This window comes from Mucilaginibacter sp. cycad4, assembly GCF_034263275.1.
Classification (GTDB): domain Bacteria; phylum Bacteroidota; class Bacteroidia; order Sphingobacteriales; family Sphingobacteriaceae; genus Mucilaginibacter.
The window spans coordinates 955,685-969,586 of the sequence record NZ_CP139559.1; the positions used below are offsets into that span (position 1 = coordinate 955,685).

Annotated in this window: 10 protein-coding genes; 8 read left to right on the top strand and 2 right to left on the bottom strand. The window is 43.9% G+C overall.

Annotated elements, in window-relative coordinates:
* Positions 1–128 precede the first annotated feature (128 nt).
* The 4 genes from SNE26_RS03980 (at position 129) to SNE26_RS03995 (ending at position 6,937) form a co-directional block, all read left to right on the top strand.
* A complete protein-coding gene (locus SNE26_RS03980) occupies positions 129–1,481 on the top strand; it encodes a TolC family protein (RefSeq protein ID WP_321558079.1) in 1,353 nt (450 codons plus the stop codon).
* Between the two features lie 55 nt (positions 1,482–1,536).
* The gene (locus SNE26_RS03985) at positions 1,537–2,712 is read left to right on the top strand and encodes an efflux RND transporter periplasmic adaptor subunit (RefSeq protein ID WP_321558080.1); all 1,176 of its coding nucleotides are present in this window, start codon (positions 1,537–1,539) and stop codon (positions 2,710–2,712) included.
* A 75-nt stretch (positions 2,713–2,787) separates the two neighbouring features.
* Positions 2,788–5,964: a multidrug efflux RND transporter permease subunit gene (locus tag SNE26_RS03990; RefSeq protein WP_321558081.1), complete on the top strand. Its 3,177-nt coding sequence runs from the start codon at positions 2,788–2,790 to the stop codon at positions 5,962–5,964.
* A gap of 400 nt (positions 5,965–6,364) precedes the next feature.
* The gene (locus SNE26_RS03995; protein WP_321558082.1) at positions 6,365–6,937 is read left to right on the top strand and encodes a hypothetical protein; all 573 of its coding nucleotides are present in this window, start codon (positions 6,365–6,367) and stop codon (positions 6,935–6,937) included.
* A gap of 181 nt (positions 6,938–7,118) precedes the next feature.
* On the opposite strand, the gene SNE26_RS04000 is transcribed toward SNE26_RS03995, so the two are convergent.
* Positions 7,119–8,312, bottom strand: coding sequence for a pyridoxal phosphate-dependent aminotransferase (locus tag SNE26_RS04000; RefSeq protein WP_321558083.1), 1,194 nt, complete (start codon positions 8,310–8,312; stop codon positions 7,119–7,121).
* A 92-nt stretch (positions 8,313–8,404) separates the two neighbouring features.
* On the opposite strand from SNE26_RS04000, the gene SNE26_RS04005 reads away from it, so the two are divergent.
* The 4 genes from SNE26_RS04005 to SNE26_RS04020 are packed head-to-tail and all read left to right on the top strand — an operon-like array spanning position 8,405 to position 11,690.
* The gene (locus SNE26_RS04005) at positions 8,405–9,379 is read left to right on the top strand and encodes a cation diffusion facilitator family transporter (protein ID WP_321558084.1); all 975 of its coding nucleotides are present in this window, start codon (positions 8,405–8,407) and stop codon (positions 9,377–9,379) included.
* Complete coding sequence (locus SNE26_RS04010; RefSeq protein ID WP_321558085.1) at positions 9,379–9,819, top strand: NUDIX domain-containing protein; 441 nt, start codon at positions 9,379–9,381, stop codon at positions 9,817–9,819. The genes SNE26_RS04005 and SNE26_RS04010 overlap by 1 nt, the downstream gene beginning before the upstream one ends.
* Positions 9,816–11,081 carry an adenosylmethionine--8-amino-7-oxononanoate transaminase gene (gene bioA, locus SNE26_RS04015; protein ID WP_321558086.1) on the top strand — a complete coding sequence of 422 codons (1,266 nt, stop codon included), beginning with the start codon at positions 9,816–9,818 and terminating at the stop codon, positions 11,079–11,081. Before SNE26_RS04010 ends, bioA begins: the two co-directional genes overlap by 4 nt.
* Before the next feature lie 3 nt (positions 11,082–11,084).
* Positions 11,085–11,690 carry a hypothetical protein gene (locus tag SNE26_RS04020; protein ID WP_321558087.1) on the top strand — a complete coding sequence of 202 codons (606 nt, stop codon included), beginning with the start codon at positions 11,085–11,087 and terminating at the stop codon, positions 11,688–11,690.
* Between the two features lie 327 nt (positions 11,691–12,017).
* Here the strand turns inward: SNE26_RS04020 and SNE26_RS04025 are convergent, their stop codons facing one another.
* The gene (locus tag SNE26_RS04025; RefSeq protein WP_321558088.1) at positions 12,018–13,889 is read right to left on the bottom strand and encodes a sulfatase-like hydrolase/transferase; all 1,872 of its coding nucleotides are present in this window, start codon (positions 13,887–13,889) and stop codon (positions 12,018–12,020) included.
* Positions 13,890–13,902 lie beyond the last annotated feature (13 nt).

Consider the following 13,902-nt stretch of genomic DNA (forward strand, 5'->3'; position numbering starts at 1 on the left):
TTCTTGTTCCTGATTTTAAATTAGTAATATTAATTACATATTCGCATTCCCCATAACAATCCTGCACTAATTATAAAATTTTTTCTTATGATTTTTGCCTGATATACATTGTTATCTATAGCTACCGTATGAAAAAACACAAGTACTTTTTAGCGCTTCTTGTACTTAATTTAACATTGAATTTACACAGCAATAGTTATGCCCAAACTGCAGCTGATAGTATCAGCGGCCCGGTTTCGCTAAAGCAGGCTATTGACTTTGCTTTACGTAACCAACCAACGGTAAGGCAGGCTTCAATTGATGAACAGATTAATGAGCGTGATATTAAAATTGGCCTGTCGGCCTGGCTGCCGCAGGTCAATGGTTCGGGCCTTTATAATTATTACTATAAGGGCAGTCCGCAGGCCGGTGCGTCGGGTGCTAACATCCCCAGCAATGCAGGCAGCATCCGTAACCTTTCAACCCTGGGCGTTACAGCCTCGCAGGTATTATATAACAACGATGTATTTCTTGCTTCAAGGGCCAAAAGATATTCACGGGAGTACTATAAACAGAACACCTTAAGCAGCCAGATTGATGTAGTAAGCGATGTAAGCAAAGCTTTTTTTGATGTTTTACTATCCGGCAAACAACTTGACATTACAAACGAGGATATCATCAGGTTACAAAGAAGCCTGAAGGATGCCAAAAGCAGGTATACCGCCGGTGTATCCGATCCTACAGATTATAAGCAGGCTACCATTGCTTTAAATAATTCATTAGCTACCCGTAAGCAAACCGAGGAAGCCATCAAAAGTAAAACGGCTTTATTAAAGCAGATCATGGGCGTAGGCGCGGCTACACCGTTAAGCCTCTCGTATGATTCGAGCCGGTATGAGCAGGAGGCCAGTATTGATACTTTGCAGTCGCTTAACGTAAATAACCGCATCGAATATCGTTTGCTTGAAACAACAAAAGCGCTCAATAATCTCAACGTAAATTACTACCGCTTTGGGTTTTTGCCTTCATTATCGGCAGTAGGCAGCTACCAGCATGCATACTTCAGTCATGATTTTGGTGATTTGTATAACAAGTCTTTCCCTACAGGTTATGTTGGCTTAACACTGGCTGTACCTATTTTCCAGGGGACAAAACGCCTGCAAAACCTTGCCAAAGCCAGGCTGCAGGTTGAACGTACCGACCTGGACCTGATCAATACAAAAAATAGTATTTATACCGAGTACACCCAGGCCCTGGCAGCATATAAAAGCAATTATACCAGCTACCAGCTCATTCGCGAAAATGTAACACTTGCAAAAGATGTATATAAGGTAGTAAGCCTGCAATACCGCGAGGGGGTAAAAACCTACCTGGATGTGATTGTATCGCAGGCTGATCTGCGTACAGCCGAACTGAGCTATTATAATGCCCTGTTCAATTTGCTCAGCAGTAAAATTGACCTGCAGAGGGCCCTGGGGATCCTGCCTGTACAGCAGCCATAAAATATCGTCATAAAAAAACAAAAAACTACAGCAACACACGAACAACCTATTCTACATGAAACATACATATATATATTGGTTAGCCCCTGCAGCACTTTTAACATGGGCATCATGCGGTAAACCTCAAAAGGGCGGGCCGGCGGCCATGTCCCCAACCCCTGTATACCTTGCCGACGCTAAAACAGCCGAAGCAATATACTATGATAAATACCAGGGTATTGTGGTTTCGGTAAACACCGTCGAACTGCGCAGCCAGGTACCGGGTTTTGTAACCGGTATATTTTTTAAAGAGGGCGATGTTGTGCAAAAGGGAAAAGTATTATATGAAATAGATAAACGCAAATACCAGGCCGCTTTTGACCAGGCCAAAGCCAATGTATTAAGCGCCGAGGCCAATCTGGTTAAAGCACAAAAAGACATTGACAGGTATAACATGCTGCTTAAGAGCGATGCCATTGCCCGCCAGACAGTGGATCAGGCGCAGGCTACTTACGAAACCAATAAAAGCCAGGTTGCTGTAGCTAAGGCCGCGCTTGAGTCGGCCCGTACCGATTTATCATATGCCACCATTACCGCACCTTTTACAGGGCGCATAGGAATCTCACAGGTGAGGCTTGGAACACAGGTGGCAGCAGGTACTACATTGATGAACACCATATCGGCCGAGCATCCTATCGGCGTTGACGTAGTGATCAACGAGCAGGATATCAACCGCTTTTATGGTCTTCAAAAATCAAGTACCGACAGTACCTTTAAACTGGTGTTGCCCGATGGAAGTAAATACAACAAAACAGGTAAAGTACTGGCGATTGACAGGGGCGTTAGCAATCAAACCGGCAGCATTAGGGTAAGGATCCAGTTTCCGAACGAGGATGATGTGCTGAAGGATGGTATGAGCTGTGTTTTGCAGGTGCTGAACAGCCAATCGGGCGAGCGGGTGCAGATTCCGTTTAAAGCGGTAACCGAGCAAATGGGCGAATTTTTTGTATTTGCCACCAGGGATACCGTTGTAAAAGATACTGCAGCCGATAAATCGGTTAAAGACAGGCGCGATACGATTGCAAAGCAAGTGAAAGTAAAATTAGGGCCGCGCATTAATGAGGATGTGGTGATAATGAGTGGTATAAAACAAGGCGATAAGGTGATTACCGACGGATTTCAACGTTTACGGGATGGAGGCAGGGTAACTACCGGATCAGCCGCGCCGGCAGGTGCAGCGCCTAAAAAATAATTTTGATATCAACAGAAGGAATTTTAAGCGGAACAAGGGGCACATCTACCCTGGAAAACTTAATATAAAGAAAGAATGATCGCAGATACTTTTATACGACGACCGGTTACCGCCATTGTTATATCCCTGGTGATATTAATAGTGGGTATCCTGTCAATAACCAGCCTGCCAATAGGCCAGTACCCCGATATTACACCGCCTACCGTATCTGTAAGCGGTACTTATACCGGTGCCGATGCACTAACGGTTGAACAAACAGTAGCTACGCCGGTTGAGGTACAGGTAAACGGTGTACCGGGCATGACCTACCTGCAAAGTAACAGCAGCAGCAACGGGCAAATGAGCATGACCGTTAACTTTGACGTAGGTACTGATATCAATATCGCCGCCCTCGACGTGCAAAACCGTGTAGGGATCGCCCTGCCAACCTTACCGCAGGAAGTACAGCGTTTGGGTATGGTGGTGCGTAAACGTAACCCGAGTATATTAATGCTCGTGGCTATGTACAGCCCTAACGGCAGCCACGACGTTACTTTTACCGATAACTATACCAACGTATTTATAAAAGACGCTGTTTTGCGCACCAAGGGTGTTGGTGACGTTGTTACCCGTGCCGACGACTTTAGTATGCGTCTCTGGCTTAATCCCGATAAGCTTGCTGCCTTAGGTATGAGCGCCGCCGACGTAACCACTGCCCTGCAGGAACAAAATGCGCAGGTAGCTGCCGGTACGGTAGGTGCAACACCGCAATTAAAAGGACAAACCTTTGAGTATTCGGTAATTGTAAAAGGCCGTTTAAGTAAACCGGAAGAGTTTGGCAACGTGGTTGTTAAAACCCAGCCTAACAACGGTGGTGTAGTACATCTTAAGGATGTTGCCAGGATTGAGCTTGGTAAATTCAACTATTCGGGTAACTCATTTGTTGATGGCAAAAGGGCTTCTTACCTGCTGGTTTACCAGGCCCCGAACAGTAACTCGCTCCAAACAGCCGACAATGTATATGCCACAATGAATGAGCTTAAAAAGAGCTTTCCCAAGGATATTGACTATGTGGTACCTTTTGAAGCCGTAACTGTTGTTAAGGTATCAGTAAGTGAGGTAGTGGAAACTTTAGTTATAGCTTTGGTACTGGTAATTATCGTGGTGTTCTTGTTCCTGCAGAGCTGGCGCACTACATTGATACCGGTATTGGCTATCCCGGTATCTATTATAGGCGCATTTATCTTCTTTATTCCGCTCAATTTTACCATTAATACATTAACCCTTTTCGGGTTCGTGCTTGCTATTGGTATTGTGGTTGATGATGCCATTGTGGTGGTGGAGGCTGTTCAGCATTATATGGATGAAGAGGGGATGACCCCTAAGGAGGCAACCCAGCACGCCATGGCCGATATCTCGGCACCGGTAATTGCCATTGCACTGATCCTTGCGGCAGTGTTTGTGCCTGTAGGCTTTGTACCGGGCATAGTAGGACGATTATATCAACAGTTTGCTATCACCATCGCTATATCGGTATTGATATCAGCTTTTGTGGCGCTGTCATTAACTCCGGCATTGTGTACCTTATTATTAAAACCGCATAAGATCGATGAGAAATCAAGGGGACTGGACAGGTTCTTCTTTAAATTCAACACCTGGTTTACGCGTGTAACCGGCAGGTACCGTAATACCGTTGACAAGAGCATTAAGAACTCTAAATACGTGATCATTGTACTGGTATGTATTATCATTGGCGCGATATTGTTATTCAGAAGCAAACCATCAGGGTTTATCCCGCTGGAGGACGACGGTCGTGTATATATAACCTTTGACTTACCTGAAGCGTCATCAACCGGCCGTACCGTGGATGTATTGCACAATATGATGAAAACGCTTGATAGCGTACCCGAAATTGCGCACTACGCGGCTTTGGGAGGTTTAAATGCCATCAGCTTTGCAAGCAAATCAAACAGTGCAACCATATTTGTGCAGCTTAAACCCTGGGATGAGCGTAAAGAAAAATCACAGCAGATAACTGCATTAGTTGGTCGTTTAAATCAAAAACTGGCTAAATATAAGGAAGCCAATGTGGTGGTAATTCAACCGCCTGCAATCCCTGGTTTGGGTAGCACGGGCGGTTTCTCCTTCATTTTGGAAGAAAAACAAGCCGGCGGGGATATCAAGGTATTTGAAAAAACACTTCGTTCGTTTTTGGGGGCCATTAATCAGCGTAAGGAAATTGCAAGGGCGTTCTCCTTCTTCACGGCAAGTACACCGGCTTACCAGTTAACTGTCGACAGGGAGAAAGCTAAAAAGCTGGGTGTAGCTATATCTGATATCAACAACGCGCTGCAAACTTATTTAGGCAGTACCTATATTAACGATTTTACCATTTATGGGCGTAACTTCAGGGTAGTGGCACAGGCCGATACCAGCTACCGTACCAATGTGCAAAACATAGGGCAGTATTTTGTGCGTAACTCTGCCGGTGCCATGGTGCCGCTGAGTACATTAACATCATACAAAGTAATAGAAAACTCACCGCTGATATCACACTATAACCTGTTCCGTTCGGCCGAGATCAATGGTAGTACCAAACCCGGCTATAGCAGCGGTGACGCTATTACCGCTCTGCGGGAAACAGCTGCACAGGTGTTGCCGCAGGGATATGGTTACGAGTTTTCGGGCCTGAGCCGTGAGGAATTATTGTCGGGTTCTAAAACTGTTTACATCTTTGCGCTGTCAATCGGGTTTGTGTTCCTGTTCCTGGCGGCGTTGTATGAGAGCTGGTCGGTGCCGTTCTCTGTATTGTTATCGGTACCGTTGGGTGCATTTGGTGCTATCCTGTTCCTTACTTTCTGGCCCGATCTGACCAATAACGTATATGCCCAAATTGGTTTGATAACGCTGATAGGTTTGGCGGCCAAAAACGCCATCCTGATTGTGGAGTTTGCCAAGGAACGTGTAGACGCGGGCATGGAATTAGAAAAAGCGACGCTTGAAGCCGTACGCCTTCGGTTAAGGCCTATTATCATGACATCCATGGCCTTTATATTAGGTGTGGTGCCATTGATGATCTCATCAGGGGCCGGTGCCGAAGCCCGTAAAACCATAGGCTGGACAGTATTTGGAGGGATGCTTACCGCCACTTCCTTAGCTATATTTATAGTGCCGGTTTTATTTTACCTGATCACCAAAATGGCTTATGGTAAAGAGAAACTTGCCGAGCTTGAAAAGAATTATGACCCTAAAAAGCACGGGCCGGAGGCCTAATAATTGTTAAAGTTTTGTAAAAAGAGAGGCGCAAGTCTCTCTTTTTTGTTTTACAGCAGGTTTGGTATACTGCTATACTTCGCTATTTAACCATTTATAGCCTCGAAATTTGGTGTTAGTATACACTTTTGAAGTTTATGCAGGGCAGTTTTTAATAAAGCTGGTAATTATGAAATATACTAACCAGTAATTGTTTTGTATTGATCTTATCACTTTAAACAGAGCTGATTTTCAATTATTAAGCTATGGATGATTGGATTAAACGCGGTTGTTTTAATAGTTTAAATAATATCTTCGATAGTAAATGATGCTAATAATGGCAAAGTATTTGTTAAGGAGGAGTTAATACAATGGAAAGTTAAAACATGAACATTGTAGAATTTGACTAAAAAACACAACTATGAAAACAATGACTAAAATGATAGCTTCGGCATTTACTGCGGCGGCTATCTTTATCGGAACAAATGTTAAAGCTCAAACTACACCGGCAAATGCGTTACGCTTTGGCATTGGCTTAGAGGCCGGTGTCCCTACAGGTAACGCGCACGATATTTCAAATTTTGAATTAGGCGGTACAGCGCGCTTGCAGTATGGTGTGAGTAATGACCTGGCTCTTACACTTACATCCGGCTATTACAACTTTTTTGGTAAATCGTATACCTCGTCATTTTCTGATGCTAATTCAACCACAACTATAACTGTAAAAGGCAGATCATTAGGCGTAGTGCCGGTAAAAGCCGGTATTAAAGCTTTTGTTGGCGATGGCTTTTATTTTGCAGGCGAAGTGGGTGCCGGTTTTGAAGTTCACCCACCAATTGCCGGGGCTGATAAGAATACTAAACTTATCCTTGCTCCAGGTTTGGGCTATGCCACCAAATCATGGGATATAGGCGTGCGCTACGAAAACTTCTCTGGGCAAAGCAATAACTATGGCCTGGTTGGTTTGCGTTTAGCTTATGGATTTGGATTATAATTTTTGATATAATAATAAACAGAAAAATCCGCTTGCGAACAGCAAGCGGATTCCTTTGTTTCTGAACCAGGATTTGGGGGATTTATCGGATTTACAGGATTTGATTTGCAACGGATAAGAAAATCGAGGTAATCCCTTTAATCCTATAAAATCCCGGTTCAGACAAAAATCCCGGTTCTGATTACGCCAATTTACCCAACGCTTCTTTTAACCTTCTCATAGCTTCTATCAGCTTATCTTCGGCCGCGGCGTATGATAAGCGGATTGAAGACGGATCGCCAAATGAATCGCCGCCTACAGTGGCTACGTGGCCTTCTTCAAGCAGGTAAAGGCTCAAATCGTCAGAGTCGTTAATTACCCGGCCTTCATAACTTTTACCAAAGAACGAGGTAACGTTAGGGAAAAAGTAGAATGCGCCATCGGGCAGGTTCACTTTAATCCCATCTATTTCGCTCAATAATTTATAAACAATATCCCGGCGTTTTTTGAATGCGGCACGCATTTCAAGTACGCTTTCCAAACCGCCTTCGTAAGCAGCAACACCGGCACGCTGGGTGATTGAGCAGGTACCAGAAGTTACCTGACCCTGCATTTTATCAAAAGCAGCGGCAAGCTCCTTAGTGCTGGCGGTGTAACCTATCCTCCAACCAGTCATGGCAAACGCTTTCGACCAGCCGTTGATGATCACTACACGGTCTTTAATATAATCAAACTGCGCGATAGACTCGTGCTTGTCAACAAAGTTGATGTGCTCGTAGATCTCGTCGCTCAGGATGTAAACATGGGGGTGCTTTTCAAATACTTTTGCCAAACCTTCCAGCTCGTCTTTAGTGTAAACGCTGCCAGTAGGGTTACATGGCGATGAAAACATGAACAGCTTGGTATTAGGTGTAATAGCTGCTTCTAATTGCTCCGGGGTAATTTTAAAGTTGGTATCAACAGTGGTGTTGATGAAAACACTTTTACCTTCGGCCAATTTAACTACTTCGCTGTATGAAACCCAGTAAGGTGTAGGGATGATCACTTCTTCGCCGGGGTTAACCAAACATAATACCGCGTTGGCGATGGCCTGCTTGGCACCTGTAGAAACCACGATCTCGCTAAAATCATAATCAAGATTGTTCTCGTTCTTCAGCTTGGCAACTACGGCTTTACGAAGTTCAGGGTAGCCCGCTACGGGTGTGTAGTAGGTGAAGTTCTTGTCCATGGCCTGCTTGGCGGCTTCCTTGATGTGTTCAGGGGTATGAAAATCAGGTTCGCCGAAGCTAAGGCTGATCACGTCGACACCTTTAGCGGCAAGTTCACGGCCCAGTTTGGCCATTTTAATTGTTGCAGATTCGGACAGGTTTTGTATCCGGGTACTTAATGCGCTCATATAAATTATGTTATCGCGGCAAATATAGAAAATAACTTTACTGCTACTTACGGTTGTTATTTTTTAAATTTGCGGCCTAATAACACCTTGCTTTGAATCAACAAAAAAGGATCATATTAATTTCGCTGATAACGGGGATTGTGCTGATGCTGGCGAAATTTGGCGCCTACTTTTTAACAGCCTCCAATTTTGTACTTACCGATGCCGCCGAAAGTATTGTAAACGTCATAGCAAGCTCATTTGCCTTTTATAGTATTTATCTGTCGGCTTTGCCGCGTGATGAAAATCACCCTTACGGGCACGGTAAAGTGGAGTTCTTTTCTGTTTTTATTGAAGGTTCATTAATAGGCATTGCAGGCTGCATTATCATCGTAAAATCGGTTTACAGCTTTTTCTTCCCCAATATTATCCATGATCTGTTTACAGGCGCTATTATTATAGGTATTACAGGTACCATTAATGGAGCGCTTGGCTATTACATGATTCGGAAGGGTAAAGAACTTCGCTCTATGACCCTTGATGCCGACGGTCGGCATTTATTAGCAGATACCGTTACCAGCGGTGGTTTGGTGGTGGGCTTATTATTAATTGAATTTACAAGGATTTTATGGCTGGATAGTGTATTGTCTATACTGGTTGGCCTTTATATAGTATACAGCAGTTACAAACTGGTGCGTAAATCGGTAGGAGGGTTGATGGACGAAGCCGATTTTCAGGTAGTAACCGATATTGTGCATGTTTTAAGTGAAAAACGCCGGGAGTCATGGATTGATGTACATAACCTGCGTGCGCAGAAATATGGCCATGAGCTGCATATCGACTGTCACATGACGCTGCCTAACTATTTTGATTTGAACACAGTACATACGGAAATATCATTGGTTGATAAGATGATCAATAATGATATGGGCATCAAAACGGAGCTTTTTATCCACGCTGATCCTTGTGTGCCCAATTGCTGCCACTACTGCAGTATGCCTAATTGCCCTATCCGGTCGGAAGCAAAAACCGAAACCATTGCCTGGACAATGGAAAAGGTTGTACGTAATAAAAAACACTTTGAATAATGGAATACTTTAATGTAAGGGTTTACGGCCTGTTGCTGAACGATGATGATGAATTGCTGATAAGCGATGAACAGGAATATGGCATTCGTTTTTCAAAATTCCCGGGCGGGGGCCTGGAACTTGGTGAGGGCCTGATTGACGGGCTTAAACGCGAGTTTATGGAAGAATGCAATATAGAGATTGAAGTTGTCGGTCATTTTTACACTACCGATTTCGCAGTAAAATCAGCCTTTAATAACTCGCAGGTGATCAGTGTATATTATCTGGTGAGAAGCATTACCCCGATTAATTTGAATATTAAAGCCGTTGCATTTGATTTTGACGGAGAAGGAGAGGTGTTGCAGGCTTTCAGATGGGTGCCGCTTACCGCTTTGAGTGTAGCCGATTTTGAATTCCCGACAGATAAGCGTGTGGTTGAACTTTTACAAAACGAACTATGAGCCTTACCGAAAGGGATTTAAAAGTAATATGGCACCCCTATACCCAAATGAAAACTGCGCAGCCGCCTGTAGGCATTGTACGCGGCGAAGGGGCGCTGTTATTTGATGAAGAAGGAAAACAATATATAGATGCGGTATCGTCATGGTGGGTAAATATCCACGGGCATGCACATCCCTATATCGCTAAAAAAGTATCGGAGCAGCTGCATAAACTGGAGCACGTGATTTTTGCGGGTTTTACCCATGAAGGTGCTGTTGAACTGGCCGAACGCCTGCTTGCCATTTTACCGGCTAATCAGAAGAAAGCCTTTTACTCGGATAATGGCTCAACTGCAATTGAAGTAGCCATAAAAATGTGCCTGCAATACTGGCTTAACAAAGGCGACCAACGTACTAAAATCATCGCTTTTAATAACGCTTATCATGGCGATACCTTCGGCGCTATGGCTGTAAGCGGCCGCAGTGCGTTTACCAAAGCTTTTGATAGCTTGCTTTTTGAGGTGGAATTTATCGATATCCCTACCAAAGAAAATATCGAACGTCTCAAATCTCAAATCTCAAATCTCAAATCTCAAACTGCCTGCTTTATTTTTGAGCCGCTTGTTCAGGGCTCGGCAGGGATGATCATGTATGAGGCCGAATATCTGGATGAATTGATGGCACATTGCCGTGAGGAGGAAGTGATGCTGATTGCGGATGAAGTTTTCACCGGTTTCGGACGTACCGGCAAACCTTTCGCTACAAACCATGTACAAGTTGAGCCGGATATCATGTGTTTTTCCAAAGGGCTTACAGGGGGGACCATGGCCCTTGGGTTAACTACCTGTACGCAGCAGACTTATGACGCCTTTTTATCGGATGATAAACTGAAAACCCTTTTTCACGGGCATTCATTCACTGCTAACCCTATAGCCTGTGCCTCGGCATTAGCAAGCCTGGATCTGTTTCAACAGCCTGAAACGGCAGAAAATATTGCCAGGATCAAAGCTGCCCATACTGCATTTGCAGATAAGATCCGCAATCACCCTAAAATAAAAACAGTAAGGCAAACCGGCACGATCCTGGCCATGGAATGGGAAACAGGTGATAATACTTCCTACTTCAGTTCGCTCAGAGATCAATTGTATCATTACTTTTTGGCCGCAGGGATCATATTGCGCCCTTTAGGTAACGTTATTTATATTTTACCGCCATATTGCATTACTAATGAGCAACTCAATTATGTTTACAGCAAAATTGAGCAAGCCCTTGAAGAATTATAAATTATGCTGAACAAAATACTACCTACTATAATAGCCGATAACGAACTGCACTCTCGCTGGTTAAATACATTATCATTAATGGAAAACACCGGTGCGCGCAAGATCTCGGCCAGCGAAGACCCGCTTACGGTTACTTATATCATATTAAAGCATGCTGCCGAAGAACACCGTCATGCCTTCTACCTTAAAAAACAACTGGAAAAAACAGGCGTAACATTACCAACTTATGCTGCTGAATACCTGCTGGCCCCCGGCTCAAGCAAATATTATTTAAACCAACTGGATGTAGATGTGTGCCGTTACCTTAAAACTGAACTTAACCTGAAAGGTGCTGAACTCCGTTTTGCCGCCTATCTGCTGGTTACCTATGCTATTGAGGTTCGTGCTGATGAACTTTATCCTATATACCAGGATGCCCTTGACGAGGCGGGTAGTAAAGTGAACGTAAAATCCATCATTTTAGAAGAGGAAGGCCACCTGGAAGAAATGATCAATCAACTACAGCATTTTTCCCCAGATTGGGAGCTGCACGCTCAAAAATCTGTCGAATTTGAAACCAAACTGTTTAACCAATGGGTTGTGCAGTTGGGTAAGGAAATAGCTTTGTAAACTCCCGTCATTGCGAGTAACCGTCAGGGCAACCCTGAAAAAAACCGTGATGACGTGTAGAATATATTTCAGGGATGGTGTGTGGGCCGCGTTAGGGATGGGAGCGGATACCGTCCGTTAGCCAACGGATAATGCCTGTGCAGTATGAGCGTACAGCCCGGCCGCAGGCAACGCCCATATTATAAAAATCGTCTCCTAAAACACACTTAATAATCAATAACTTACAATCACGTCATTATAAGGAACGAAGCAATCCCAAACCGTACAGGGCGGACCTGTTTATAGGGGATTGCTTCGTCTCGCAACGCAATGACGCGTTTGGGATAATCAATACCCCATGTACTCCGTAAACACCTGCTGCAGGTAAGCTTTCCCATAAGCAAGCGCGGCTTGGGTGTTCCGTACATCAGCATTGGGCTTGCTATTGTAGATCATGGTACGCCCGGAATTATCATAAGATACAACCTGTCCCGGTTGCATAAAGCCGAAACCGTTATCCCAATCAAAAAAAGCAAAATCTTTAGTATTGGGGTTTAATAAATCTTTCGACCATTTAAACTGATTGTGAGGCATGCCTAATTGCGCCAGCAGAGTAGCCGCAACATCTGTTTGTCCGCCCAGTTTGCTGATCTTTTTGCCCCGGTATTGGGGCTTGATCACCTCGCCAAAAAACAATAACGGGATGTGGTATTTGGCCGGGTCGTAAGCCTCGGCGGTATTGCGGGGCAGGCGGTGGCCGTGATCAGCCACTAATATAAACAGTGTGTTTTTATACCAGGATTGTTTTCTGGCCTGCTCAAAATAAGCGTTCAGGCACGAGTCGGTAAAATAGGCTGTGCTTCTGAATTTGTTGCTTACATCAGCATCATCGTCAAAATGATGTTTAACAGGTAGTACAAAAGGCTCATGATTTGATGATGTTTGCACATAGTTAAAGAACGGCTGTTTTTGCCGGACCAAATATTGAAGGTTTCGGGTAAGAAGGTCATCATCATAAACACCCCATTGTGTTTTTATATGGCTGTTATCAAAGCTGGCTTCATCGATAATATGATCGATATTGTGCGAAGTCATGAACTTATCGAAATTCATGTAATTACTTTTACCTCCATAAAAATAAGCGGTTTCATAACCTGCATTTTTAAATGATGCAGATATAGCCGGAAGCTTTTTATGTTTAACCGTATCACTGATAATGGTGCGGATAGCCTGGGATGGAAAGCCACTCATAAGGGCTACAATGCCTTTGTCGGTACGATCGCCGGAGGCGTAAATGTTGTTAAAGAACAATCCGCCTTTGATAAACTTCTCAAAGTTTGGCGCTACGCCTTTATCTCCGTCTAATGATTCGATCACATCGGCTGTATAACTTTCCAACTGGATGATCACCACATTAGGTCGTGGAGTAGTTAGTATTTGCGTGGTCGGGTCAGTTTTAACGTTATATAAATCTTCAACCAGTTTTAATGCTTCTTGTGGTTGCAGATAAGTATAGGGGTTATAAGGTTTGCGCAAATTTTCAAACACATTGTTGAACAGGTTCCACTCAGTGTTGAGGGCGCTTTGGTTCAGGATCTGCTTTTCGGAGAAATAGGCAGAGTTTTGACTTACGGGCTTGGCTTGCAAGCCGCCGCGCATCAGCACAAAATTTACAAAAAGCAGCAGTGTGGTAAGCGAAACCTTAAGGCTTGGCCGGGCATCGGGCTTTTTAAACTGATAATTGATAATGAAATGAGATAAAACTATGCCTGTTGCCAGTAAGGCAATCCCGATAAAAATGCATTTACCAACCGGCGATGAGCCGCTTGATGCGATTGCCTCTGAAGGGGCATGGTAAAAGGATGTAAATACCCTGAAACTAACCTTGGTGCCCCACTCGCGAAAAATATTGAAGTTAAGTACAGTGTTTAACGAGATACAGAACAGGCAAAACCAAACATATGTTTTTAACCAGATGGGCTTTATCCTAACCTTTGGAATGAACCAGTTGATGGCGAATACAACGATTGGTATGATGCAGATATAAGCAGTTGCCGAAACATCAAGCCTTAAGCCCCAGAAAAACGTTTGAAGGATTTCACCCATCCGGGCGTTATCAAGCTTGTGCAGAAAATAGATCTCAAACGTAGCCCTCGTTATAGCGAAGAAGACGAGCCAGAAGACAAAGAATCTGAAAAAACTGAAAAGGTTCCTTAACATTGGTATAACAAAA